The sequence below is a fragment of the Brevundimonas sp. UBA4553 genome (assembly GCF_002387245.1).
Taxonomy (GTDB): Bacteria; Pseudomonadota; Alphaproteobacteria; order Caulobacterales; family Caulobacteraceae; genus Brevundimonas.
On the sequence record NZ_DGLD01000002.1, the window covers coordinates 18,882 to 42,762 of the forward strand.

General features: G+C 69.7%; 23 protein-coding genes. 19 read left to right on the forward strand and 4 right to left on the reverse strand.

The window, feature by feature from the left end:
* Positions 1–253: 253 nt before the first annotated feature.
* The gene (locus B4A39_RS01450; RefSeq protein WP_292032484.1) at positions 254–1,063 is read right to left on the reverse strand and encodes a CheR family methyltransferase; all 810 of its coding nucleotides are present in this window, start codon (positions 1,061–1,063) and stop codon (positions 254–256) included.
* On the reverse strand, positions 1,060–2,127 hold the full coding sequence (locus B4A39_RS01455) for a protein-glutamate methylesterase/protein-glutamine glutaminase (protein WP_292032488.1): 1,068 nt from the start codon (positions 2,125–2,127) through the stop codon (positions 1,060–1,062). Before B4A39_RS01455 ends, B4A39_RS01450 begins: the two co-directional genes overlap by 4 nt.
* 129 nt (positions 2,128–2,256) lie before the next feature.
* Here B4A39_RS01455 and B4A39_RS01460 point away from each other — a divergent pair, with 129 nt between their 5' ends.
* Both B4A39_RS01460 and B4A39_RS01465 read left to right on the forward strand, forming a co-directional pair.
* Positions 2,257–3,207, forward strand: a complete 951-nt coding sequence (locus tag B4A39_RS01460) for a rhodanese-related sulfurtransferase (protein ID WP_292032493.1) — start codon at positions 2,257–2,259, stop codon at positions 3,205–3,207.
* Positions 3,208–3,299: 92 nt separating this feature from the next.
* On the forward strand, positions 3,300–4,919 hold the full coding sequence (locus B4A39_RS01465) for an acyl-CoA dehydrogenase family protein (RefSeq protein ID WP_292032495.1): 1,620 nt from the start codon (positions 3,300–3,302) through the stop codon (positions 4,917–4,919).
* A gap of 42 nt (positions 4,920–4,961) precedes the next feature.
* Here the strand turns inward: B4A39_RS01465 and B4A39_RS01470 are convergent, their stop codons facing one another.
* Complete coding sequence (locus tag B4A39_RS01470) at positions 4,962–5,534, reverse strand: OmpA family protein (protein WP_409449581.1); 573 nt, start codon at positions 5,532–5,534, stop codon at positions 4,962–4,964.
* Between the two features lie 297 nt (positions 5,535–5,831).
* Between B4A39_RS01470 and B4A39_RS01475 the strand changes: the two genes are divergently transcribed.
* Positions 5,832–6,719, forward strand: coding sequence for a hypothetical protein (locus B4A39_RS01475; protein WP_292032497.1), 888 nt, complete (start codon positions 5,832–5,834; stop codon positions 6,717–6,719).
* On the opposite strand, the gene B4A39_RS01480 is transcribed toward B4A39_RS01475, so the two are convergent.
* On the reverse strand, positions 6,716–7,489 hold the full coding sequence (locus tag B4A39_RS01480) for a prepilin peptidase (protein WP_292032499.1): 774 nt from the start codon (positions 7,487–7,489) through the stop codon (positions 6,716–6,718). The two genes, B4A39_RS01475 and B4A39_RS01480, sit on opposite strands and share 4 nt — an antisense overlap.
* A gap of 303 nt (positions 7,490–7,792) precedes the next feature.
* Between B4A39_RS01480 and B4A39_RS01485 the strand changes: the two genes are divergently transcribed.
* The 16 genes from B4A39_RS01485 to B4A39_RS01560 all read left to right on the forward strand — a co-directional run bounded on the left by B4A39_RS01485 (position 7,793) and on the right by B4A39_RS01560 (position 23,862).
* A complete protein-coding gene (locus B4A39_RS01485; protein ID WP_292032502.1) occupies positions 7,793–9,286 on the forward strand; it encodes a hypothetical protein in 1,494 nt (497 codons plus the stop codon).
* A gap of 97 nt (positions 9,287–9,383) precedes the next feature.
* Positions 9,384–12,038, forward strand: a complete 2,655-nt coding sequence (locus B4A39_RS01490) for a TonB-dependent receptor domain-containing protein (protein ID WP_292032503.1) — start codon at positions 9,384–9,386, stop codon at positions 12,036–12,038.
* Positions 12,039–12,161: 123 nt separating this feature from the next.
* Positions 12,162–13,037 (forward strand): type II secretion system protein N, encoded by an 876-nt coding sequence (locus B4A39_RS01495; RefSeq protein ID WP_292032506.1) that lies wholly within the window; start codon positions 12,162–12,164, stop codon positions 13,035–13,037.
* The gene (gene gspD, locus B4A39_RS01500) at positions 13,037–15,160 is read left to right on the forward strand and encodes a type II secretion system secretin GspD (protein ID WP_292032507.1); all 2,124 of its coding nucleotides are present in this window, start codon (positions 13,037–13,039) and stop codon (positions 15,158–15,160) included. The genes B4A39_RS01495 and gspD overlap by 1 nt, the downstream gene beginning before the upstream one ends.
* 5 nt (positions 15,161–15,165) lie before the next feature.
* Entirely contained in the window at positions 15,166–16,662 is a 1,497-nt protein-coding gene (gene gspE, locus B4A39_RS01505; protein ID WP_292032508.1) for a type II secretion system ATPase GspE, read from the forward strand.
* A complete protein-coding gene (gene gspF, locus B4A39_RS01510; protein ID WP_292032510.1) occupies positions 16,662–17,876 on the forward strand; it encodes a type II secretion system inner membrane protein GspF in 1,215 nt (404 codons plus the stop codon). Before gspE ends, gspF begins: the two co-directional genes overlap by 1 nt.
* 60 nt (positions 17,877–17,936) lie before the next feature.
* On the forward strand, positions 17,937–18,422 hold the full coding sequence (gene gspG, locus B4A39_RS01515) for a type II secretion system major pseudopilin GspG (protein WP_292033291.1): 486 nt from the start codon (positions 17,937–17,939) through the stop codon (positions 18,420–18,422).
* Positions 18,394–18,912, forward strand: a complete 519-nt coding sequence (locus B4A39_RS01520; protein WP_292032512.1) for a GspH/FimT family pseudopilin — start codon at positions 18,394–18,396, stop codon at positions 18,910–18,912. Before gspG ends, B4A39_RS01520 begins: the two co-directional genes overlap by 29 nt.
* Positions 18,905–19,279, forward strand: a complete 375-nt coding sequence (gene gspI / locus B4A39_RS01525; protein WP_292032515.1) for a type II secretion system minor pseudopilin GspI — start codon at positions 18,905–18,907, stop codon at positions 19,277–19,279. The genes B4A39_RS01520 and gspI overlap by 8 nt, the downstream gene beginning before the upstream one ends.
* Entirely contained in the window at positions 19,276–19,878 is a 603-nt protein-coding gene (gspJ, locus tag B4A39_RS01530; protein WP_292032517.1) for a type II secretion system minor pseudopilin GspJ, read from the forward strand. Before gspI ends, gspJ begins: the two co-directional genes overlap by 4 nt.
* The gene (gene gspK, locus B4A39_RS01535) at positions 19,875–20,861 is read left to right on the forward strand and encodes a type II secretion system minor pseudopilin GspK (RefSeq protein WP_292032519.1); all 987 of its coding nucleotides are present in this window, start codon (positions 19,875–19,877) and stop codon (positions 20,859–20,861) included. The genes gspJ and gspK overlap by 4 nt, the downstream gene beginning before the upstream one ends.
* Positions 20,858–21,955 carry a type II secretion system protein GspL gene (gene gspL / locus B4A39_RS01540; protein WP_292032521.1) on the forward strand — a complete coding sequence of 366 codons (1,098 nt, stop codon included), beginning with the start codon at positions 20,858–20,860 and terminating at the stop codon, positions 21,953–21,955. Before gspK ends, gspL begins: the two co-directional genes overlap by 4 nt.
* The gene (gspM, locus tag B4A39_RS01545; protein WP_292032524.1) at positions 21,955–22,455 is read left to right on the forward strand and encodes a type II secretion system protein GspM; all 501 of its coding nucleotides are present in this window, start codon (positions 21,955–21,957) and stop codon (positions 22,453–22,455) included. The genes gspL and gspM overlap by 1 nt, the downstream gene beginning before the upstream one ends.
* A 71-nt stretch (positions 22,456–22,526) precedes the next feature.
* Positions 22,527–23,000: a response regulator transcription factor gene (locus tag B4A39_RS01550; RefSeq protein ID WP_292032527.1), complete on the forward strand. Its 474-nt coding sequence runs from the start codon at positions 22,527–22,529 to the stop codon at positions 22,998–23,000.
* Between the two features lie 114 nt (positions 23,001–23,114).
* On the forward strand, positions 23,115–23,591 hold the full coding sequence (locus B4A39_RS01555; RefSeq protein ID WP_292032529.1) for a hypothetical protein: 477 nt from the start codon (positions 23,115–23,117) through the stop codon (positions 23,589–23,591).
* A complete protein-coding gene (locus B4A39_RS01560) occupies positions 23,554–23,862 on the forward strand; it encodes a hypothetical protein (protein WP_292032531.1) in 309 nt (102 codons plus the stop codon). Before B4A39_RS01555 ends, B4A39_RS01560 begins: the two co-directional genes overlap by 38 nt.
* Positions 23,863–23,881 lie beyond the last annotated feature (19 nt).

Below are 23,881 nucleotides of genomic sequence, written 5' to 3' on the forward strand. Positions count from 1 at the left end.
CCCGTGGGCCGCGACGCGACGGCGTAGAGGGGGCGAAGGCGGCGCGACACCGCCTTCGCCCCCTGAGTAATTGGCGGGGGCGCTTTCTCTTGATCCGCCCTTGTCGCGCAGCGACGGGGGAGGGGGACCGCGTAGCGGTGGAGGGGGCGAGCCTCGAAGCGGCGCCATTTCTCGATAGGCCAGATCCTGCTTCCGCCCCCTCCACCACGCTGACGCGCGGTCCCCCTCCCCCGCAGGCGGGGGAGGATCAAGATCAGCCGTCCCGCCTGAACACGCCCCTCAGCCCCAGGACCGGCGCAAAGCCGCTCTCCAACCCCACCACCGTTTCCGCGCTACCCAGCACCAGGGCGCCGTGCGGTTCCAGCGCCTGACCGATCTGGGTCAGGGCGGTCTGCTTCCGCTCGCGGTCGAAGTAGATCAGCACGTTGCGGCAAAAGATCAGGTCGAACCGGTCCAGGCCCGCCGTCCCGGCCAGCAGGTTGTGCGGGGCGAAGCGGACCATCGACCGCACCTGCGGCGACAGGCTCCAACCGTCGCCCGCCCGCGTGAACCAGCGCGCCAGCCGCGCCTCGCTCAAACCGCGCCTAACCTCGAAATCGCTGTAGAGGCCGGTGCGGGCGCGTTCCAGAATGGGTTGGGACATGTCGGTGGCCAGGATGTCGATGCGCCAGCCGGGCATCCGCGACTGTTCCTCCATCAGCAGCATGGCGAGGGAATAGGGCTCCTGCCCGCTGGAACAGGCGGCGCTCCAGATACGCAAGGTCCGGTTTTGCGCCCGCGCCGCGATCAGGTCGGGCAGGATGACGTCGCGCAGCTGATCGAAGGGGGTCGTGTCGCGAAAGAAGAAGGACTCATGCGTCGCCATGGCGTCGATGCAGCGTTGGGCCAACGAGCCGGAAGGCTCGGCGCCGACGCGGGCCAGCATCTGATCCAGCCCGTCGAAGCCGTCCTTGCGCGCCAGCGGCTCCAGCCGGCTTTTCAGCAGATAGTCCTTGTCCGCCGTCAGCACGAGGCCGGAGCGGTCCAGCACCAGCTTGCGGAAACCCTCATAGGCGACGGTCATGCGCAGGCCCTCCGAACCCAGGGCGCAATCTGGTCGAGCGGCAGGACCGCCTCGGCCAGACCCGTCTTTGCTGCAGCGCCGGGCATGCCCCAAACCACGCTGGTCGCCTCGTCCTGCACCACGAAACGCCCGCCCGCCTCGGCCACGGCGCGGCAGCCCTCGGCCCCGTCGGCCCCCATGCCGGTCAGGATCACTGCCAGCAGGCCGGGGCCATAGGCCGCCGCCGCCGACCTCAGCATGGGATCGACCGAGGGGCGGCAGAAGTGCTCTGGCGCTTCCTGATTGAGGCGGATGACCGGCACGCGTCCGCTTTGGCCGACCGTCATGTGCCAGCCGCCCGGCGCCACATAGACGCGGCCCGGCAGGACAGGTTCGCCGTCGCGCGCCTCGGCGGCGGGGCGTCCGCCCGCGCGTTCCAACTGCTCGGCCAGCATGGCGGTGAAGGTCGGCGGCATGTGCTGGGTCAGCAGCACCGCCTGCTCCAGCTCGCCCCTGAGGTCGGCGAACAGGCTCATCAGGGCCGGCGGCGCGCCGGTCGAGCCGCCGATGGCGACGACCTGGGGCCGGTTCGGCGGCGACAGAGGAGCGGTGCGGGTGGTGATGGGCGTGGGCGCGGTCGTGGCGGTCGGCGCGGCGCCCCCCCCGCCGAGCGCCTTAACCTTGGCGATCAGTTCGCGCGCAAACTCCTCGGCGCCGACCAGCCCGCCGGTCTCGGGTTTGGGCACATAGTCGGCGGCTCCGGCCTGTAGGGCCTGCAGGCTGATGCGGGCGTTTCGCCGCGTCAGGGTCGAGGCCATGACCACCTTCACGTCCGGCTGGCGTTGCAGGATCAGGGGCAGGGCGGTCAGCCCGTCCATCACCGGCATCTCGATGTCCAGCACCACCACGTCGACGGCGGTGCGCCCCAGTTCGGTCAGGGCGGCCTCGCCGTTGGCGGCGCGCGCCACGACGCGCAGCGCCGGGTCACGTTCCAGCGTCTGCACGATCAGCCCGCGCACGATGGCGCTGTCGTCCACGACCATGACGCGAATGCGGGGATCTGGAACGGGCGCGGCTTCCGGCAAGGCGAACATCCTTCAGGTTGAACGCAAAATGTAACCCATAGTTGTAAACAAGCTGTCGCCGTGACGCGCGGGGCTGCGGGGCCTATAGAGGCCGCTTCCTTTTCATCGCCGCCCGCCGGAACATCCTTCGTGACGCCTGAAACCGCCTCGCCCGTCTGCGTCGCCGCCCTCTATCGCTTTGCGCCGATAGCGGATCGCGAGGCGGTGCAAATGCGTCTGCTGGCGCTGTGCGGCGACGAGGTGCGCGGCACGCTTCTGGTCGCGCACGAGGGGCTGAACGGCACCATCGCCGGGCCGGACGCCGCCGTCGCCCGCGTGGTGGACGGCATCCGCGCCATGCCCGGTTTCGATCGGCTGGAGCTGAAATACTCGACCGCCGAGGTCATGCCCTTTCACCGCATGAAGGTGCGGCTGAAGGCCGAGATCGTCACCATGGGCGTGAGCGACATCGACCCGGTCGAGGGCGTCGGCGCCTATGTCTCGCCGCAGGACTGGAACGCCCTGATCGCCGATCCCGACACCATCGTCATCGACACCCGCAACGACTACGAGGTCGAGGTCGGGACGTTTGAGGGCGCGATCCAGCCCAACACCCGCACCTTCCGCGAGTTTCCCGACTGGTTCCGCAGCGAGGGTCGCGCCCTGCTGGACCGGCCCAACCCGCCCAAGGTGGCCATGTACTGCACCGGCGGCATCCGCTGCGAAAAGGCCACCGCCTTCCTCAAGGCCGAGGGCGTCGAGCAGGTCTTCCACCTGGAAGGCGGCATCCTGAAATACCTCGAGACCATCCCCGAGCCGGAAAGCCTATGGCGCGGCGACTGCTTCGTCTTCGACGAGCGGGTCGCGGTCGGCCACGGCCTGAAGGAGGGCGACCATAGCCTGTGCCGCGGCTGCCGTATGCCGGTCAGCCCCGAGGCGCGCCTGTCGCCCCTCTATATCGAGGGCGTCTGCTGTGAGCGCTGTCATGCTGCGCGCACCGACGAACAGCGCGAGGGCTACGCCGAGCGGCACAGGCAGATGGAGATCGCGGCGCGCCGCGGCGTCGGGCACGTGGGGGCGGTGCAGAAGCGGGCGGATTAACCCGCCTCCGCGGGGATGAGCGGAAATCGGGGGCGTTTCGCCTCTCGCCGCGCCCGTGCCATGCTCGCGTCGAGCCTGCACGGAGCCCGCAGATGTCGTCCTTCCGTCCCGTCGCCGACCTCGACACCCATGAGGTGACGAACCAGCCGCCTCCGCTGGAGGACGTCAACCTGTTCAGCGGCGACCGGGCGCTGGCCGACGCCGTGCGCTGTGCTGGCGGCACGCAGCACGAAACCCGACTGACCGCCCTGGGCGCCCGTTGCGGCTCGGCCGAGGTCATCGACTGGGGCGTGCAGGCCAACCGCGTCCCGCCGGTGCTGGACACCCACGACCGCTACGGCCGCCGCATCGACGAGGTGACCTTCCATCCGGCCTATCACCAGCTGATGTCGCTCGGGCTGGAGGCGGGCCTGGCTTCCGCCGCCTGGGACGGGACGGCGAACGGTCATGTCCTGCACGCCGCCATCCTGTTCCTGACGGGACAGGCGGATTCCGGGACCAGCTGTCCCATGACCATGACCTATGCCTCGGTTCCTGCGCTGGCCGTCGAGCCCAAGGTGGGCGGTTTCTGGATCGAGAAGATCAGGGGCGGGCGCTACGATCCCGCCGCTCGGCCCGCGCCGGACAAGTCGGGCGTCACCCTCGGCATGGCCATGACGGAGAAGCAGGGCGGGTCCGACGTGCGCGCCAACGCCACCCGCGCCGAGCCGACGGGCGAGGACGGCTGGTATCGGCTGACGGGGCACAAGTGGTTCTGCTCGGCGCCAATGTCCGACGCCTTTCTGACCCTGGCCCAGGCGCCGGGCGGCCTGACCTGTTTCCTGCTGCCGCGCTGGCTGCCGGACGGGACGCGCAACGCCGGGTTCCGCGTCATGCGGCTGAAGGACAAGATGGGCGACCGCTCCAACGCCTCGTCCGAGGTCGAGTATCACGGCGCCCTGGCCCAACGTCTGGGTGAGGAAGGGCGAGGCGTGGCGACCATTATCCGCATGGTCCAGCACACGCGGCTGGACTGCGTGGTCGGCTCGGCCCAGCAGATGCGCGGGGCCTTGGCCCAGGCGGTCTGGCACGCGCAGCACCGCACGGCCTTCCAGAAGCGGCTGATCGACCAGCCGATGATGGCGGCGGTCCTGGCCGATCTGGCGCTTGAGAGCGAGGCGGCGACGGCCCTGTCGCTGCATCTGGCCGGGACCTTTGACCGCGACGATCCGGTCGGGCGGCTGCTGACCCCGATCGCCAAATACTGGGTCTGCAAGCGGGCGCCGGGGATGATCTATGAGGCGATGGAGAGCCTGGGCGGCGCCGGCTACGTCGAGACCGGCCCCATGCCGCGTCTGTTCCGTCAGTCGCCGCTGAACGCCATCTGGGAGGGCTCGGGCAATGTCATCGCGCTGGATGTCCTGCGCGCGATCGGACGCGAGCCTGATGCGGTCGAGGCGCTGCGGACCTTCCTGGAAGGCGCGCGCGGGCGCGACGACGCCTACGACCGCTGGATGGACGGTCTGGATTTCGCGCCCTCGTCCGAAGGGGCGGCGCGTCTGTCGATCGAGCGGCTGGCGCTGGCGGCGCAGGGAGCGGTCCTGCTGATCAACGAAAGCCCCGTCGCCGGGGCCTTCTGTCGTCTGCGTCTGGCCTGGCGCGGCGCGGCCTACGGCGCGTTTGACGCGGATATCAATACGGGCGCGATCCTGGATCGGGCCTCGCCCGCCTGAAACAACAGGCGGCGGCTCGCACGCGCGAACCGCCGCCGCCGGTCAGCTGAGGACGACGATCGCCACGCGGCGATTCTGCGCCCGGCCTTCGCGGGTGTTGTTCGGCGCGACCGGCTTGGTCTCGCCGTAGGAGATGGTGGCCATGCGGTTCAGGGCGATGCCCTGATCGCTGAGGTAGCGGCGCACGGCTTCAGCGCGGGACTGGCCGAGCTGTTCGTTGGCGCGGGTGTCGCCGGAGGAATCGGTGTGGCCCTGGATTTCCAGGTAGACGTTGCGGTTCTCGGCCTTGAGGCGTTGAACCAGTTCCGCCAGGCGCTGCTCGGCCTCGGGCGACAGGGCGTCGCGGTTGACCGGGAACTTCACCGAGTCGTCCGAAAGCACCACTTCATACAGGAACTTGCCTTCGGCCAGCTTGTGCGCGGCGTTGGCGCGTTGAAGCGCTTCACCGGCGGTGCCTTCGACCTGGGTCAGGTGGGCGTCGACCTGAGTGACGCGCTCATCGACCACAGCCACATTGTCACGCACGAAGCGATGGCTCGCACACCCGCTCGCGGTCAGTCCTACCAGCACCACGACTGCACTGGCGGCGACCGCCTTAGATGTCAGTTTGATCAAGTTGAGTCTCCTTCGTGCCGGTGCGCTACTCCGGGGATTGCGCGGCGCTGCACCCGCGGATGCAGGGAACGGCGGAGCAAAGACGCGCAATGAGGAAGATGGTTTCAGCTTAGCCATAGAAAAAATTCTGTAGACCGATGGTTTTGTTAAGTAAGGCTTATTTGCGGCGGAGCGCCATGATGTTGACGCGGATGGCGGGTTACGAAAGATGCGCCTCTCAGTCCTGAGGTTACACGCCGGGATATTCATGTTCTTTGCTTTCGCTTCGTTGAAAGCCAGCTGCGCGGGCTGGGTCGCTTGAGCGATCGAGCCCCCCGGCGGCGGCCCCAGGGGCAGGGCGGACGCCGCGGCGCGGCCGTGGTGGTCAGCGTCGGCGTGCATCTGGGCCTGATGATCCTGATCCTGCTGGCTCCCGTCCAGACGCCGCTCTATCCGCCAGAGGCCGAGGCCATCGCAGTCACCCTGGTCGATCCTCCGCCGCCCGCTCCTGCGCCCGCGCCCTCCCCGGACGAGGGCGGCGGCGGTTCGCCAGCGCCCGCTTCCCAGCCGGCGCCGACCCCTGTCGCGCCCCCGACCCCGGTCAAGGCCCCGGCCAAGGCCGCGCGCGCCGCGCCGGTGCGGCCGTCCCCGCGCCCCAGCCGCCCCGCGCCCCGTTCGCCGACGGTCGCCCCCGTGCCGATCACGGCCCCCGCGCCCAGCGTCGCCTACGTCTTCATGGGCGACGCGGCCCTGGCGGGGGCGCTGACGGCCGGCGGCGGGGCTGGAAACGGCGCGGGCTCCGGCACGGGCAGCGGGGTCGGCGACGGCAGCGGATCGGGCAGCGGCTCGGGGTCCGGCTCGGGCTCGGGCGGATCGTGCGACATGGTGCGCCGGCTGCAGAACGCCCTGCGTGACGCCCCCGGCGTCCGCGCCGCCCTGACCGAGGCCTATCGCAACTCGGGCGCCAACGGCCGGGCCATTCTGATCTGGGACGGCGACTGGGTGCTGAGCCCCGGCCAGGAGGGCAAGGGGCTGGCGGGGGTGCGTCAGGCCGTGGCCGTCACGGTCGGCTTTTCACCGCGCGCCTGCAAGGCCGAGACGGTGCGGGGCTATGTCGTGCTGACCCTGGGCGACCAGGCCGGCGCCCCGCGTCTGGCGCTGGGGACCGGTCAGTGGCGCTGGTCCGATCTGCTGTCGCTGAACTAGCCGAGGCCCAGCGGCCCGTAGAGCCAGGTCAGCCAGACGCCGATCGACAGGAAGACGCCGAACGGCAGGCGGTCGGTCCCGGACACCCGGCGGCGCATGATCAGCAGGGCCAGCACCAGGCTGAGACCCGCCGCCGAGGCCCAAAGCAGCACGCTGGGCAGGCCCATCCAGCCGACCCAGGCGCCGCCCGCGCCCAGCAGGAAGGGATCACCACCGCCCAGGCCCTCGCGCCCGCGCACGAGCCTGTAGAGACGCGCGAGCAGCCACAGGCCGACGAAGCCGACGATCGCTCCCAGCAGCGGCGGGATCAGAGCCGGCAGGAGCGCCGACGGGCTTCCTGCGGGATAGAGCAGAACCGCCGACAGCAGACCGCCCGCGAAGAGGGGCAGGGTCAGGGCGTCGGGTAGCCAGAAATGCTCGGCGTCGACCAGGGCGAGAATCAGCAGGTTCCAGCCCAGCACCGCCGTCATGGCGGCCAGGGTGAAGTCGGGGGAAGACAGCCCTGCCCAGACGCCGATCAGCCCCGATCCCAGTTCGATCAAGGGATAGCGGGCCGGGATGGTCGCGCCGCAATCGGAACAGCGTCCCCGCGAAAGCGCCCAGCTGATCACGGGGATCATGCGCCAGGGCTTCAGCGTTCGGCCGCAGCCGCCGCAGCGCGAGCGTCCAACGATCACGTCCTCGCCGCGCGGCAGTCGCAGGCTGACCAGTCCGAGGAAGCTGCCGACGAACAGGCCGAGGCCCCCCAGGAAGGCGGCATGGATCAACATGGGTCGCCTCCCCGGCGTCTGCTCATGGTCCTGCACTAGCCGCCTGCGATGATTTGGGGGAGGCGAAATCGCGAATTGTCGACCGACGGAATGTGAAATCCGCGCCGGGTCAGGACGGCTTTTCACAATGGCGCCGCTACAGCTTCATGGAACGGCGTCTGATCTGTCGTGGTTCGGCGGCGGCGGTGTCACATCCGGCTTCTAGGGGAAGGACCGGGCAGGCGGGCGCCGATCATCCAGTTCCGGACAATCCGTCCGGACGTCCTCCTGCATGTCTCATTGGCTCAGACACGGTGGAGAACGATGGCCGCTCTCAAGACGAAAACCCTGCTCGCGGTCGCCGCCAGCGCCCTGGCCCTCGCCGCCTGCGGTGGCGACGGCACCTCGGAACTGCAAAATCCCGGCAACACCGGCTCCAACCCGGGCACGGGCGGCGGCGGCAATAACGGCGGCGGCAACAACGGCGGCGGTTCGACCGGCGCCTGCCCGACGCACCCGAACGTGACCAAGGTCACCGTCGGCACCGAAGAGCACTGCCGCATCTCGGGCGAGATCACCACCAACCTGACCCTGACGGCCGGTCCGGCCTATCAGCTGATCGACAATGTCAAGGTCGGCAAGGACGTCGGCTTCGACGGCCAGGCCGCTGGCGGCGTTTCGACGGTCCTGTCGATCGATCCGGGCGTGCGCATCTATGGCGGCACCCGCATCGCCCAGCTGTCGATCCAGCGCGGTTCGCGCATCAACGCCCAGGGCACGGCGGCGCAGCCGATCGTCCTGAGCAGCGCCGACGCCATGGGCTACGCCACCACCCTGGGTCTGGCCAACGCCCGTTCGCCCCTGGGCGCCGGCGTCCGCGACGACCCCTATTCGGGCGAGTGGGGCGGCCTGCAGATCCTCGGCCGCGGCGTGATCAACAACTGCCCGGCGGCCCCGGCCGTCTGTGAAGCCGAAGCCGAAGGCGGCTCGGGCAAGTACGGCGGCAACGTGCCGAACGACAACTCGGGTACGCTGAAGTACGTCCGCGTCGAATACGCCGGCGTCCGCTTCTCGGAAACCAACGAGCTGAACTCGATCGCCTTCTGGGGCGTCGGTTCGGGCACCACGGTCGACTACATCCAGGCGCACAACGGCGGCGACGACACCATCGAGTTCTTCGGCGGTTCGGTGAACGCCAAGCACCTGGTCATGACCGGCGCCGATGACGACAGCTTCGACTGGACCTTCGGCTGGAACGGCAAGGTCCAGCACCTGGTCATCGTCCAGAACCCGCTGCAAGCCGCTGGCGACGCGGGCTACGAGGCCGACAACAACGAGCTGGGCTTCGACATCCTGCCGCGTTCGGCCCCGACCATCTCGAACGTGACCCTGGTGGGCAACACCACGGCCGGCGCCGGTCTGCGCCTGCGTCGCGGCACCGCCGGCAAGCTCTACAACCACGTCGTGGCCGGCAACTTCCAGCGCGGTCTGCGTATCGACGACGCCGCCACCTACGCCCAGGCGGACGCCGGCAACCTGTCGCTGCGCTCCTTCTACATCTCCACCGCGACGCCGTTCCACAGCACCCAGGCCCAGGCCGTCTTCGCCAAGGACGCCAACAGCCGCACGGGCGCCTCGACCCTGTCGTCCTACACCTCGGGCGGCCGGGCCTACATCAACGGCGTCAACGAGAACGGCGTGACCTCGGTCGACCCGCGCACGATCGACGCCTTCTTCGACGCGGCGCCCTACGCCGGCGCCATCCGTGACTCGGCCTCCAACTGGACGCTGAACTGGACCCGCTGGCTGAACGACTGACCCACGGTCCCCTGAGAGGCGGCGAACGGCTCCGCGCTGTTCGCCGCCTCGACCTTGCTTCCCTTCTTCCGGCGCTCGCACCGAAGGACCCCTTGAGATGACGCCCACCCGCACGTTCGGCCTCGCCGGCCTGCTCGCCAGCACCCTTCTGACCGCGCCCGCTCTCGCCTGGGCTCAGGACGCCACGGCGCCCTCCGCACCGCAGACGCCGCCGACCGATCCGGACGCGGTTTCGACCGTCGAGGACATCGTCGTGCGCGGCCGCTTCGTGCCGGACATCAAGCGCGAGACGTCCTCGGTCGCCAACATCCTGACCGCCGAAGACATCCAGCGCTCGGGGGATTCCGAGATCGGCGAGGCGCTGGCGCGCGTCACCGGCCTGTCGATCGTCGGCGACGGCTATGTCTATGTCCGTGGTCTGGGCGATCGCTACTCGAGCATCATTCTGGACGGCTCCAGCCTGCCCAGCCCGGAACCACTGAAGCGCGTGGTCCCGCTGGACCTGTTCCCGACCTCGCTGGTCTCGAACGCCGTCATCGAGAAGACCTACGCCGTGCAGCATCCCGCCGAGTTCGGCGGCGGTCTGATCGCCCTTGAAACGCGCGCCATTCCCAATGAGCGATTCTTCCAGTTCGGCGCCTCGATCGCCGCCGAGACGGAATCGATCGGCAAGGACGGTCTGTACTGGGACGCCGGCGGCGGCCTGTCGAACATCGGCATCGCCGACAACAGCCTGAACCTGCCGAACATCATCGGCATCGACCCCTCGCTGAAGTCGTTCCAGAACAACCCGTCGATGCTTCAGGCGGCTGGGCGTTCGCTGCGCAACATCTGGTCGATCGACGCCGACAAGAACCTGCCCGACTTCGGCTTCAACCTGTCGGGCGCCGAGATCGTCGACCTGTCGAACGGCGTGCGCCTGGGCGCCTTCGTCGCGTTCGACTACGACTATCAGGCCCGTAACCGCGAGGGCGTCCGCAACTCCTTCGAAGTGGGCGGCGCCTTCAACGAACAGATCAGCCCGGAAGCCTGCGAAGCGCAGTCGGACCTGTCGAACGCGGTCGGCTGCGGCTTCCAGCGCGGCGAACAGGAATACGCCATGAACGCGCTCGGCGCCTTCGGCGTCGAGTTCAACGAGAACCATGAGCTGAAGCTGACCAGCCTGCTGCTGCGCAAGACCCGCCAGCAGACCCTGATCGAGCGCGGCCTGTTCTCGGCCGACCCGGGCCTGATCCGCAGCTTCCAGCGGCTGAACTGGATCGAGCAGCAGATGACGTCCAACCAGCTGTCGGGCAAGCACGCCTTCGACCTGCCGATGGCGCTGGACCGCCTGACGGTCAACTGGCGCGCGGCCTATTCGACCGCCTCGCGCGACACGCCCTACCGCCGCGAATACTCCTATCGCCTGGAGCCGGACAACGTCTTCCGCCTGACCCCGGGCTCCGATTCCAACCGCACCTTCTTCAGCGCCCTGGAAGACGAGAACGTCGAGTTCGGCGTCGACTTCACCCTCAGCGGCATGATCGCCGACCGTGAGGTCATCCTGCGCGCCGGCGGCCTGCATCTGGACCGCGACCGTGATTTCGCCAGCCGCCGCTACTCCTTCCAGCCGGCCGCAGGCGTGATCATCACGCCGGAACTGCGCAGCTACGTGCCGGAAATCATCTTCAGCCCGGACAACATCGGCGGCGATGCGGGCTACACCCTGCGCGACGTGACCGATCCGTCGGACTTCTTCACCGCCGACATGCAGGTCAGCGCGGGCTATGTGTCGGCCGAGGCTGAACTGTTCGCCGGCCTGCGGGTCACCGGCGGCGTCCGCTACGAGGATTCCGAGCAGCAGGTGAACAGCTTCATCCCGCTGGGCGAGACCGGCGCGGGCGATGCGATTTCGGCGCGCCTCGCCAAGGACTACTGGCTGCCGGCCGTGACGGCGACCTGGGAGTTCGCCGACAACATGCAGCTGCGCTTCGGCTACAGCCAGACGATCAACCGTCCTGACCTGCGCGAACTGTCGAACGCCCTGTTCCTGGACGACGACTCCAACACCCTGGAGCGCGGCAATCCCAACCTGCAGATCGCCGAGATCCAGAACTACGACCTGCGCTGGGAATGGTATTTCGCCCAGCGCCAGTCGGCCACGATCGGCCTTTTCTACAAGTCCTTCGACAACCCGATCGAGCGCACCTACCAGCCGATCGGAGAAGGCTTCGGCCGGTCGTTCCAGAACGCCGAGGAAGCCACGCTGATGGGCGTCGAGGCCGAGGTGGACTACACCCTGCCGATGGATCAGTGGGCCCCCAACGCACGCTGGTTCGACGAGAATGAGCTGTTCGTCGTCGCCAACGTCACCTGGACGGACTCCGAGGTCACCGACGCCTCCTACACCCGCGCCCTGCAGGGCCAGTCGGAATGGCTCGGAAACCTGCAGTTCGGGTTCGAGAACACGACGGCCCGCCGTCGCGCCACCCTGCTGGTCAACTATCAGGGCGAGCGGATTTCGGACGCCGGCATTATCACCGGCACCACCCGCCTGCCGGACGTGGTCGAGACGCCCCCGATCCTGCTGGACCTGGTCGCCAGCCAGACCTTCACGGTCGGCGGCCGCGACTACGACATCGGCGGCAAGATCGAGAACATCCTGGGCGAGGAATACGAGCGCAGCCAGTCCTTCGCCAACGGCGGCAAGGGCGTGGTCGAGAGCTACAAGCTGGGCACGACCTTCTCGCTCAGCCTGTCCACGACCTTCTGATCCGCATACGGCGGCGTTGTCACAACAACGTCTCGCCGCCGTCATCGTCACGTGAGGCTCTGACCCCGGCTGCTGGAGTAAGCAGCCGGGGTCTCCGTTTTCGGGGGTGTTCGGAGCGTCGGCGTGATCGCACGGGTCGGGGAATGGGGGCGACAGGCGCGCACGGCGATAGCTGCGCGGCCGGGACGGATTCGCGCCGGCGTGGAGATCGCCCTGGTCGCCCTGCTGGCGGTGCAGGCCGGGCGCCTGGCCTGGGTCTTCGTCGCGCCCCAGCCGGAAACTGCGGTCGCCGCGCGAGTTGAGGTCGCTCCCCTCGACGCCAGCATTTTCCAGCGTTTCGACGCCTTCTTCCGCACCGGCGACAAGAGCAGCCTGGCCGAGGCGGCCGGGGCCGACAGCGACGCCCTGCGCCTGTTCGGGCTCCGCGCGGGCGGGGCCGACGGCGGCTCGGCCATCATCGGCCTGCCTGACGGCCGACAGGTCTCGGTCGCTGTGGGCGAGACCATTTCCGAGGGCCTGACCCTGGCCTCGGTGGGCGAGGATTTCGTCACCGTGTCGCGCGGCGGATCGGTCAGCCGACTGGTCTTCACCGAGACGCCCGCAGGCGCTGCAACCCCGCCTCCGCCGCCCGCGACGGCCCAGGTCATGACCCCGACCAGCGGCGCGCCCGCCCCGGTTTCCGCTGCGGCCCCTGCCGCCGCCGCCCCAGCCGGGCCGGTGGTCGATCCGCAACGCCTGATGGCTCAGGCTTCGCTGCGGCCGCGCATGGACGGGCTGCGCATTCGCGGCTTCACCCTGGCTGCGCGCGGCGACGGGGCGGCGCTGCGGGCGGCGGGTCTGCAATCCGGCGACGTCATCCTGGCCGTCAACGGGGCCGAACTGAACAGTCTGGAACGCCTGTCCGAACTGGGCGGCGAGCTTTCCGGCAGCAGCGCCGCCGAGATCCGCTTCGAGCGGAACGGCCGGGTGCAGACCACCACCATAAGGACCGGCCAGTGATGCGCCTTCACCGCTCTTTCGCCGCCGTCGCCCTGTCGGCCCTGATCGCCGCCCAGGGGCCGCTGCTGGCCGCGCCCGCCATGGCCCAGGACGGCGCTCGCCAGACTCTGAACGTCCAGGGCGCCGACATCCGCGCCTTTATCCAGGACGTGGCCCGCACGACCGGCCGCACCTTCATCGTCGATCCCGCCGTGACAGGGACTGTGACCGTGACCAGCCAGCGGGCGCTGAGCCGCACCGAGCTGTTCGAGGTCTTCCTGTCCACCCTGCGCGCCAACGGTCTGGTGGTGACGCCCACCAATTCCGGGGCCTATCGCATCAGCCCGGCCCAGGGCGCGGCGCAGGGACCGTCCACCGTCGGGTCAGAGCGCTTCTCGACCCAGGTCTTCCAGCTGCGCAACATCGACGCCGCCTCGGCCGCCGAGACCATTCGTCCCCTGGTCGGTCCGCAGGGGCAGGTCCTGGCCAATCCCAGCGGCAACAGCGTCGTGGTCGCCGACTTCGCCGACAACCTGACGCGCATTCGCGGCCTGATTCAGCGCATCGACGTGGACCGGGCCTCCTTCGACGTGGTGACGCTGGAGAACTCCTCCGCCGCCGAGATCGCGGGCGTCCTGGCCCAGGTGCTGGCCCCGCCCGGCGGCCAGCCGGGGCAGGGGATGGTGTCGGTGACGCCGGTGGCCAGCTCCAACTCCGTCATCCTGCGCGGCGACCCTGCGGCCGTGGCCCGGGTGCGGCCTCTGGTCGAGGATCTGGATCGTCGGGCCCGCTCGGCCGATGACGTCAAGGTCGTCTTCCTGCAACACGCCAACGCCGAACAGCTGCTGCCCGTGCTGCAACAGATCGTCGGGCAGCCGGTGACTGCGGCCAGCGCGGCCGCGACCCCGGCCATCGCTCGTCCCGGAACCGGAGGCGGCGAGGCACCGACGCCCCAGCCTGTCGCCACCGCCGCGACCCAGGCCGCGCCCGGCCAGAAGGCCAGCATCGCCCGCTTCCCCGGCGCCAACGCCCTGGTCATCTCGGCCTCGGCCGACACCCAGAGGATGCTGGCCGAGGTCATCCGTCAGCTCGACAGCCGCCGTCAGCAGGTCCTGATCGAAGCTATCGTGGTGGAGTTGGGCGACACGGCCGTGCGCGAGTTGGGGGTTCAATGGCTGCTGGCCGGATCGGACGGCAATCCCATCGGCCTAACCAACTATTCCGACAGTTCGACGCCTCTGCTGCCCATCGCGGGCGGCGCGGCGGCGGGGCAGTTGGAGAAGGACGATCCCCTGCGCGAGCAGCTGCAAAATCTGGCGCTCAACAGCCTGATGGGCGCCAACGGCTTTATCGGCGGGGGCGGCGGCCGCCTTGGCTCGGACGGCCTGTTCGGTTTCATCATCAATGCGGCCAAGTCGGACGAAGGCTCCAACCTGCTGCAGACCCCGTCGCTGATGACCCTCGACAACGAAGAGGCCACCATCCTGGTCGGGCAGGAGGTGCCGATCACCACGGGCGAGGCCCTGCTGGACGGCAACTCCAACCCCTTCCGCACCACCCAGCGTCAGGACATCGGCGTCAAGCTGATCGTCAAGCCGCAGATCAACGCGGGCGGATCCATCACCCTGTTCCTGCGACAGGAGGTGTCGAGCATCAACGGCGTCCTGACCAACGGCGCGTCTGATCTGGTGCTGAACAAGCGCGAGCTGGAGACCACGCTCGTGGTCGATGACGGCGAGATCGCGGTGGCCGGTGGTCTGCTGGATCAGAACGACCGCCTGTCGATCGACAAGGTGCCGGGGCTGGGCGACATCCCGCTGGTCGGAAATCTGTTCAAGTCGACCAGCCGCCAGCGCGGACGGACCAATCTGATGGTCTTCATCCGTCCGACCATCATCCGCACCCCGGGCGACGCCCAGCAACTGAGCGCCGACCGCTGGGGCTATATGCGCGGCGAGCAGCTGCGCTCGCAGCCCGGCGTCGAACCCAGCCTGGACGAGATGCTGCGCGACTATATGCGGACCCAGGCGCCGGTCGCGCCCCGCGCCATCGACAACCCGGCGCCGGGCGGAACCGCGCCGGTGGGCGAGGTGACCATCAGTCCGCTGGCCCCCGCCGCAAACGCCGTCCCGCCGCAGGGCTGAGGGCCATGATCACCTTGGTCAATCCGACCCTGCCCTATGGGTTCGCCAAGCGGAACGGCGTCATCCTGCTGGACGCCGGCGACATCGCCATAGTCGGTCTGCGCCAGGGCGCCGATCCGCTGGCCCTAATCGAGACGCGTCGGGCTCTGGGGCGGCCCTTGCAGGTTCAGGCCATGGGCCAGGCCGAGTTCGACCGCCGCCTGTCCGACGTCTATGCCGGCGACCTGAGCGCGGACGAGACGATGGAGATGCCGTCGGGCCTCGACGGCCTGATCGACGACCTGCCCGCCGCCGCCGACCTGCTGGACTCCGCCGACGACGCTCCGGTCATTCGCATGATCAACGGGATCATCGCCGAGGCCGTGCGCGCGGGCGCGTCGGACATCCACCTGGAGCCCTACGAGAGCGCCCTGATCGTGCGGATGCGCGTCGACGGCGTCCTGCGCGAAGCCCTGAGCCTGAACCCGCGCATCACGCCCCTGCTGGTGTCCCGCATCAAGGTCATGGCGCGGCTCGACATCGCCGAGAAGCGCGTGCCGCAGGATGGCCGCATCCCTCTGGCCCTGGGCGGCAAGACGCTGGACGTGCGCGTCTCGACCCTGCCGTCGCGGGCGGGCGAACGGGTGGTGCTGCGCATTCTCGACAAGGATCAGGCGGGCCTGTCGCTGGACCAGTTGGGCATGGACGGCGAGGCGCTCGACGCCTTCCGCAGCGCTCTGCGTGAACCCAACGGCATCATTCTGGTCACCGGGCCGACCGGCTCGGGCAAGACCACCAGCCTCTATGCCGGGCTGTCACTGCTCAACGACGCCACCCGCAACATCCTGACGGTCGAGGACCCGGTCGAATACGCCATCGACGGCGTCGGCCAGACCCAGGTCAATCCCAAGGTCGGCATGACCTTCGCGGCGGGTCTGCGCGCCATCCTGCGTCAGGACCCGGACGTCGTCATGGTCGGCGAAATCCGCGACGTGGAGACGGCCAGTGTCGCGGTGCAGGCTTCGCTGACCGGCCACCTGGTCTTGTCCACCGTCCACACCAACGACGCCGCCGGGGCCGTGACGCGCCTGCGTGACATGGGCGTGGAGCCCTTCCTTCTGGCCTCGACCCTGCGTCTGATCGTGGCCCAGCGACTGGTGCGCCGCCTGTGCGGCGACTGCCGTCAGTCCGAGCCTGCCGACGCCGCCACGGCCCGTCTGATCGGTGTCCAGAAAGGCGCGACCGTCTGGCGCGCTCAGGGCTGCGGGTCGTGCAACCACACCGGCTATGTGGGCCGCGTCGGCGTCTATGAGACGCTGAAGATCGACGACAAGGTGCGCCGCCTGATCGCCGCCGAGGCGGACGAGGAGGCTCTGATCGCGGCCGCCTTCCCGAACGGCGGGACGCTGACGGACCGGGCGCGCGGTCTGGTCCTGGCGGGCGTGACCTCGGTCGAAGAGGCGGTGCGGGTGACGCGTCAGGAGACGCCCGAGGCCCATCCGCTCAATGAGACCGCCGCCTGATGCCCGCCTTCGACTATCAGGCCGTGGACGTTTCCGGCCGCACCGTCGCGGGCGTGCTGACCGCGCCGGACGAGGCGGAGGCGCGCAAGGCGCTGGCCCGTCGCCGCCTGATGCCACTGTCGCTCAGCCGCGCCTCGGGCGCCGCCGCGGCGATTGAGAAGACCCCGCGTCGCAGCCGCAAGCTGTCGTCGCGGACCCTGGCCCTGACCACCCGCCAGCTGGCCACCCTGATCACCCTCGCCCCGGTTGACGAGGCCCTGCGCACGCTGATGCTGCAGGCCGAGCGGCCCGACGTGCGCGCCGTCCTGTCTGGCGTTCATGCGGGCGTGGTCGAGGGCCAGCGCCTGTCCGAAGCCATGGCGCGTCAGGGCGCGGCCTTCCCGCCCCTCTATCGCGCCACCGTCGCGGCGGGCGAGGCGTCCGGCGCGCTTGGCCCCATTCTGGAACGACTGGCCGAGGGGCTGGAGCGCGACCAGCAGGTGCGCGGCAAGGTGGTCACCGCCCTGGTCTATCCCGCCGTCCTGGCCCTGGTGGCGCTGGGCGTGGTGACGGCCCTGATGGTCTTCGTCGTGCCCAAGGTGGTCGACCAGTTCGACAGCATGAACCAGACCCTGCCCCTGCTGACGCGAACGGTGATCGGCGTGTCCGACCTGATGCGAAACTGGGGTTGGTTGATCGGCCTGGTGCTGGCGTGCGGCGTCGGCGGCTTCGTCTTCGGGATGCGCAATCCCGGCTTCCGGCTGGCGGTGGATCGACGCGTCTTGCGCCTGCCCGTCGTCGGGCGGCTGACGCGCGACCTGCACGGGGCGCGGATGGCCCGCACCCTGTCGACCATGATCGCGGCGGGCCTGCCGGTGCTGGAGGGCCTGACCATTACGTCCCGCACCGTGTCCAACCGGGCCCTGCGCGCCTCGACCGAGATGATGGCCGACGCCGTGCGCGAGGGCGGGGGCCTGTCCGCCGCCATGCGCCGCGCCGACGTCTTCCCGCCCATCCTGGTGCACATGACCGCGTCGGGCGAGGCCAGCGGACGTCTTGAGCCGATGATGGAGCGCGCCGCCGATTATCTGGAACGCGAGTTCAGCACCTTCACCGCCGTCATGCTCAGCTTCCTCGAGCCCGCGATCATCGTGGTCATGGGCGGCGTGGTCGCCCTGATCGTCCTGTCGATCCTTCTGCCCATCCTTCAGATCAACACCCTGGCGATGGGGTGAGAGAGGCGCATCATGTTTGGTCCTAACGCTCGCCGCGCGGCGGCTCGCTCCTTGAAGAAGATCGCGCGCCTTAGCGCTCAAGCAGCAAGCGACCGCGTCGCTTGCGATAGCGCCTCTCAGCGTAAAGCCCGTCACGGCTTTACGCTCGTCGAACTCATGGTGGTCATCGTCATCATCGGCCTCCTGGCCACGGTGGTGGCGATCAACGTCCTGCCGACGCAGGACAAGGCCATGGTGGGCAAGGCCCGGGCCGACATCGCGACCCTGGAACAGGCTATCGAGACCTATCGCCTCGACAATCTGACCTTCCCCGACGCCCAGAGCGGATTGCAGGCCCTGACCGCGCCGCCGGCCGGTCTGGCCCGCCCCGAACGCTATCGCGAGGGCGGCTATATTCGCCGCCTGCCGGAAGACCCCTGGGGCAACGCCTATCAGTACCGCCGCCCGTCCGCCCACGGCGGTCAGTTCGACGTCTTCTCCTTCGGCGCCGACGGCAAGGAAGGGGGCGAGGGGAATGATGCGGACATCGGCAACTGGCAGAGCTGAGGGGCGCTATTGCTCGCCGCGCGGCGGCTCGCTGCATGAGCGCCGGTCGCGCGCCGGCTTCACCCTGGTCGAGCTTCTGATGGTGGTGGCGATCATGGGTCTGGCCGCCTCGGCGGTGGTTCTGGCCGTGCCCGACCCCCGCCCGCCGGTGGGCGACGAGGCCGAGCGCTTCGCCGCGCGGCTGGTGCGGGCGCGCGAGGAGGCCCTGCTGACCAACCGCGCCGTGGCGGTGGAGGCGACGGCGGGGGGCTACGCCTTTTCCAGCTTCGACGGCGTCCAGTGGTCGCCCCTGATCGACGGCCCCTTCGCCGAGGAGCGCTGGGCCGAGGACACCGCGGCGCGGCCCGAGGGTCAGCCTGCGGATACGCCCCTGCGCGTGGTCTTCGATCCGACCGGCGTGGCGGACGCCGCGCGCCTGACCCTGTCACGCGGCCCACGCGCAGTGACCGTCGCCATCGACGCCGCGGGCGAGGTGAAGGTCGATGGCTGAACGAGCGAGAAGGGGTCGGGCCGGCTTCACCCTGATCGAACTGCTGGTGGCGCTGGCGGTGTTCGCCCTGGCGGCCCTGGCCCTGCTGAACCTCGGCGGCGAGAACACGCGTTCGGCCGCGCGCGCCGAGACGCGGACCCTGGGCGGGATCGTGGCCGAGAACCTGGCGGTCGAGGCCATGACAACGCAGCCCGCCCCGGCGCCCGGCGACAGCGACGGAAGTCAGCCTCTGGCCGGTCGAGACTGGCGCTGGACCCAGTCGGTGGCGGCCACCGACAACCCCGACATCCTGCGTATCGACATCCGCGTGTCCGACGATGAGGGGCAGGCGGCCGAGCGCATCCTGTTCCGGGCGGTCGGGTCATGAGGTCACGCGCCACAGATCGGGCCGGCTTCACCCTGATCGAAGTGATGATCGCCCTGCTGATCTTCGCCCTGCTGGCTGCGGCGGGCGTGCTGGTGCTGAGCCAGAGCATCGACAACCGGTTCGTCGTCAAGGCGTCCACTGACCGCACGGCCGAACTGCAACGCCTGCGCGCCACCCTGCGCGCCGACCTGGGCCAGGCCGCGCCGCGCCGCGTCCGCGCCGCCAACGGCCAGCCCGCCTTCGCGCCTATCCTCGCCGCCGAGGCGCCGGGCGACCCGCTGCTGGTGCTGGTGCGCGCTGGGTGGAGCAACCCGGACGATCGTCCACGAGCCTCCCTGCAACGGGTCGAATACCGCCTGGTCGAGGATCGGCTGGAACGACGCGTCTATCCCTATCTGGACGGCGCGCGGCCCGGTCCGCCTCAGGTGCTCTATCAAGGGGTCAGCGCCCCCGCCCTGGCCTTCATCGCCCAGGGCGCCGAGACGCCGCGCTTCGTCCCGTCGCCGGATCGGCCCCTGCCGGACGCCGTGCGGCTGGACCTGACGCTTGAAGGCTACGGCCCCGTGCGCCAGCTGTTCGTGGTCGGGGGCGGACGATGAAGGCGCGCTTCAGGCGTCGTGAAGGCATGGCCCTGCTGACCGTCCTGCTGCTGGTGGGGGTGATGGCGGCGGTGGCGGTGCTGGTGCTGGACGACATCCGCTTCTCGGTTCGTCGCACCATGAACGCCGAAACGCAAAGCCAGGCCCAGTGGTACGCGGCCGGGGCCGAAGCCCTGGCGCGGCGCCAGATCAACCGCCTGCGCGACCTTGATCCGGTGAAGACGCCGATCCAGCCCGACTGGAACGGTCGCGTGCTGAACTTCCCAGTCGAGGACGGTTCGATCACCGCGCGTCTCAGCGATGGTCAGGCCTGTTTCAATCTGAACAGCGTGGTCGAGGGCCAGATGGAGGTCTATGTCGCCCGGCCGCTGGGGGCGCAGCAGCTCGTCGCCCTGGGCCGCGCCCTGAACCTGCCAGACGGGCGGATGCGGGCGATCGCCGACGCCCTGACCGATTGGATCGACACCGACACCACGCCGCGCGCCCAGGGGGGCGAGGACGCCGCCTATGCGGGGCAGGCCCAGGCCTATCGCACCGCCGGGACCCTGCTGGCCGAGGTCAGCGAGTTGCGGGCGGTCAAGGGCATGGACGCCGAGACCTACGCCCGGCTGCGGCCCTATGTCTGCGCCCTGCCGACCACGGACCTGTCGCCCCTCAATCCCAACACGCTGACGCCGGAGCAGGCGCCGCTGCTGGTCATGCTGGCCGATGGCAAGCTCAGCCTGGCCTCGGCCCGCGCCGCCATCGCCGCCCGTCCCGCGAACGGGTGGAGCGACGCCAACGCCTTCCTGATGCAAGGGCCGATGGCGGGGGTGCTGCTGCCGACCACGGTGCAGGACCAACTGACGGTCCTGACCCGCTTCTTCAACTTGCGCGTGGATGTGGAGTACGGCGGCGGCCGCGCTGTCCGCACGGCCCTGATCGAGCTGCCTCAGACCGGTCCCGCGCGCACCATCATCCAACGCTGGACCCTGGACGAATGAGCCGCATCCGACTGATCCTGATCCCGCCCTCGGTGGCACTGCCGGCGTCCTGCCTGACGCTGGATGCGCAAGGGAACGTGCTGACCCGTGGCGTAGCGGAACTGGGCGGCGCGCAGCCCGAGCCGATGCGCACCGTGGCGGTGGTTCCGGGCGCGGACGTCCTGATCCGCTGGCTCGACCTGCCGTCGGGCAGCCCGGCCCAGGTCGCCGCGGCCGCCCTGCACCTCCTGCGCGACGATCTGGCCGCGCCCGCCGAGCGATTGAGCGCGGCCCTGGGGCCGATCGCGGCCGCAGGCGAGCGACGGCTGGTCGCTGTGGTCGGGCGCGGCCTTTTGCAGGCCTGGGGCGACTATCTGTCGAGCCTCGGTCTTAAGGCCGACGTCATCATCCCCGACAGCCTGATCCCGCCCGAGCCGGTGGAGGAGGGACGGCTGAGCGCGGCCGTCTTCGGCGCCGATCTGGCCCTGCGCGGGCGCGAACTGGCGATGAGCGTTCAGCCCGACCTGGCCGAGGTGGTTGTCGCCAACCGGGAGCTGGACCGCATCGGGCGCCCCGACGAGATCGAACGCTTGCTGACCGCCGCCGCCCTCAATCCGCCGATCAATCTGCTGGTGGGCGCCGGACGCCGCGTCGAGGCCGATCGGCGCGGCTGGAAACGGGCCGGAGCCCTGGCGGCGGCCCTGATCGTCTCGCCGCTGATCCTGACCCTGGCGACGGCGGGGCACGACGCCTGGCGCGCCCGCGACGCGGACCGTCGCGCCGAGGCCGCCGCGCGCCAGGCCTTCCCCGATATCCCGGCGAACGCCGACGCGGTGGCCGAGGCAGAGCGCCGTCTGGCCACAGCCCCGCCGCCGGGGGGCGCGACGGCCGCCGCCGCCGCTCTGTTCGCCGCCGTCGAAGGCGTCGAGGGCGCGGAGCTGGACAGTCTGACCGCCGACGCCGACGGGGTTCGGGCCACGGTCACCTATCTGGCCTATGAGGATCTGGACGCCTTGCAACAGGCCATGGCGGCCAGGGGCATGAGCCTGACCGATGAAAGCACCGTCGACGATCAGGGCAAGATCGTCTCGGAAGTGCGCGTGGGAGGCGCCTGATGAACCGGATGATCCAGACGGCCGGCCTGTGGTGGGGCGGGCGCTCGGCGCGTGAACAGCGGATGCTGGCGGTCATGGGGCTGCTGATCGCCGCTGTCCTGGTCTGGCTTCTGGTGGTGCGGCCCGCCTGGGCCTGGCGTGAAGCGGCGGCCGATCGCCGGATCGAAGCGACGGCCAGTCTCGCACGCATTGAAGGCGGACTGGCGGCCCGGGGGGCGACGACCAAGGCCGAAGCTTCCGCTTCCGCGACCATGAACCTGGCCGAGGTCGAGCAGGCGGCGCGCAGCGCGGCCGAGGCGACCGGGCTGCCGGTCACCCTGTCGGTGGACGAGACGGGCGGCATAGGCTTCGACGCGCCGGGCGTGACCTCGGCGGCCCTGTTCGGGTGGCTGGCGACGCTGAAGACCGAATACGCAGTAGACGCCGTCGACCTGACCGTCATCGAGAATGCGGACGTGACGCTGGACGCCCGTGGATCGTTGAAGGGTCGGGCTCTATGACGCAGGCTGAACCGCCGGTGATAAATAATACTATCTGGACGCGACGGGGGCGGAGTCGGTAACGCTAGGCTGTGACCAGGCCCGACTCAGATCCCAAGTTGACGCCGCGCGAGCTGGAGATCGTCCGGCTGGCGGGCTTGCGGCTGGGGGACAAGGAAATTGCGCAGGAACTGAACCTGTCGCCGCGCACCGTCCAGAACCACCTGCACCGCGCCTACGAAAAGCTGGGCGTATCCGACCGCCTGCAGGCCGCCCGCCGCCTGAGTGATCTCTACTCAGGGGGATCATTCCCTCTATCCGCTCCCTCCCGCGCTGCTCCACCTGAGCCTGTCTCCGCAGCGCCCTCGACAGCGCTCGGGGGCGGGAATGCGCGGCGTTCACTCTATGAGCGATACGCAGCGTTGGACGGCTGGCGCCGGCCCAGGAAGCTGGGGGGCTCCCTGTTGTGGCTGATCATGGGCTGGTCTCTGGCCTGGTTGATCATCGCCGCAGTCGGCGCCAGCCTCGCCAACCCCGTCCTTGAGTCCGTCCAGCGCCTGCGGTGATCGTCCCCCGCAGGAGGCTCGATGGCTATGCCAGTCCCTAAACAGAGGCGCCCGGTGCGGGCCGCCGTATCCGCTGGCGGCGGGTGCAGGCCATGCACGGGCTGACGTATAGCGGTGCACCCCTTTCACATCTTCATGTTGAGCGCCAACCTCATCGCTTTGGGATTGATCCTGTGGCGGGGGGAGTGGATCGACCGGGCGGCGACCTTTGCGTTGATCGCGGCGGTGGCCATCACCACGGTGCTGCAAATGTTGCATGTGCCGGGCATGATCGTGTGGGCGGCCCTGCTGGATGTCGCGCTGTTTCTGACCTTCTGGGTGCTGGCCGAGCGCGGCGAGCGCTGGTGGATCGTCGCCCTAGCCGGATTTCAGTTCATCGCGGTCATCGCCTATCTGGCGCCCTTCTTCGCCTGGGATCGGCTGCACTGGGCCGTCGTCACGGTGAACTGGGCCGTATGGTTCCTGGACACCGTCTGCGTCTTCGTCGGCGTCTGGGAGGCGTCCTACGCCCGGCGCTTCGCGCGGGAGGCGCGTGATGGCGCAGCAATGGACCATGGAAACCGCCTGCGTGCTGCTGCGGCGGTGGAGTAGGAGCCGGAGCGAAAGCACGGTCGAGAGCCCTCAGCCGTCGATGAGCATGGACGGGCTGGAGGCCTGGCTGCTGGAGCAGGCCCCGGCCTCCCTGGCCGAGGCCGAACGCCTGCTGGAGCTGATCTCGGTCCATGAAGCCGGGATTCACGGCGACATGAGCGCCCTGTGTCAGGTCGGCGGCGCTGTCCGCAACGACCTGCAGCATCAGCGCAGTCGGGTGGACGTCAGCTTCGCGCCGCGCGCCTCCGGGCCTCTGGCCGGGCGGGCGTGAAAGTCATCATTGGCTGACG

Excerpts from the sequence above, each read along its gene's own strand:
- B4A39_RS01450 (WP_292032484.1), bottom strand. The coding sequence starts at position 1,063 with ATGACCGTCGCCTATGAGGGTTTCCGCAAGCTGGTGCTGGACCGCTCC.
- B4A39_RS01465 (WP_292032495.1), top strand. The coding sequence starts at position 3,300 with ATGTCGTCCTTCCGTCCCGTCGCCGACCTCGACACCCATGAGGTGACG.
- B4A39_RS01480 (WP_292032499.1), bottom strand. The coding sequence starts at position 7,489 with ATGTTGATCCATGCCGCCTTCCTGGGGGGCCTCGGCCTGTTCGTCGGC.
- B4A39_RS01485 (WP_292032502.1), top strand. The coding sequence starts at position 7,793 with ATGGCCGCTCTCAAGACGAAAACCCTGCTCGCGGTCGCCGCCAGCGCC.
- B4A39_RS01490 (WP_292032503.1), top strand. The coding sequence starts at position 9,384 with ATGACGCCCACCCGCACGTTCGGCCTCGCCGGCCTGCTCGCCAGCACC.
- gspD (WP_292032507.1), top strand. The coding sequence starts at position 13,037 with ATGCGCCTTCACCGCTCTTTCGCCGCCGTCGCCCTGTCGGCCCTGATC.
- gspE (WP_292032508.1), top strand. The coding sequence starts at position 15,166 with ATGATCACCTTGGTCAATCCGACCCTGCCCTATGGGTTCGCCAAGCGG.
- gspF (WP_292032510.1), top strand. The coding sequence starts at position 16,662 with ATGCCCGCCTTCGACTATCAGGCCGTGGACGTTTCCGGCCGCACCGTC.
- B4A39_RS01520 (WP_292032512.1), top strand. The coding sequence starts at position 18,394 with ATGCGGACATCGGCAACTGGCAGAGCTGAGGGGCGCTATTGCTCGCCG.
- gspI (WP_292032515.1), top strand. The coding sequence starts at position 18,905 with ATGGCTGAACGAGCGAGAAGGGGTCGGGCCGGCTTCACCCTGATCGAA.
- gspJ (WP_292032517.1), top strand. The coding sequence starts at position 19,276 with ATGAGGTCACGCGCCACAGATCGGGCCGGCTTCACCCTGATCGAAGTG.
- gspK (WP_292032519.1), top strand. The coding sequence starts at position 19,875 with ATGAAGGCGCGCTTCAGGCGTCGTGAAGGCATGGCCCTGCTGACCGTC.
- gspL (WP_292032521.1), top strand. The coding sequence starts at position 20,858 with ATGAGCCGCATCCGACTGATCCTGATCCCGCCCTCGGTGGCACTGCCG.
- gspM (WP_292032524.1), top strand. The coding sequence starts at position 21,955 with ATGAACCGGATGATCCAGACGGCCGGCCTGTGGTGGGGCGGGCGCTCG.
- B4A39_RS01560 (WP_292032531.1), top strand. The coding sequence starts at position 23,554 with ATGGAAACCGCCTGCGTGCTGCTGCGGCGGTGGAGTAGGAGCCGGAGC.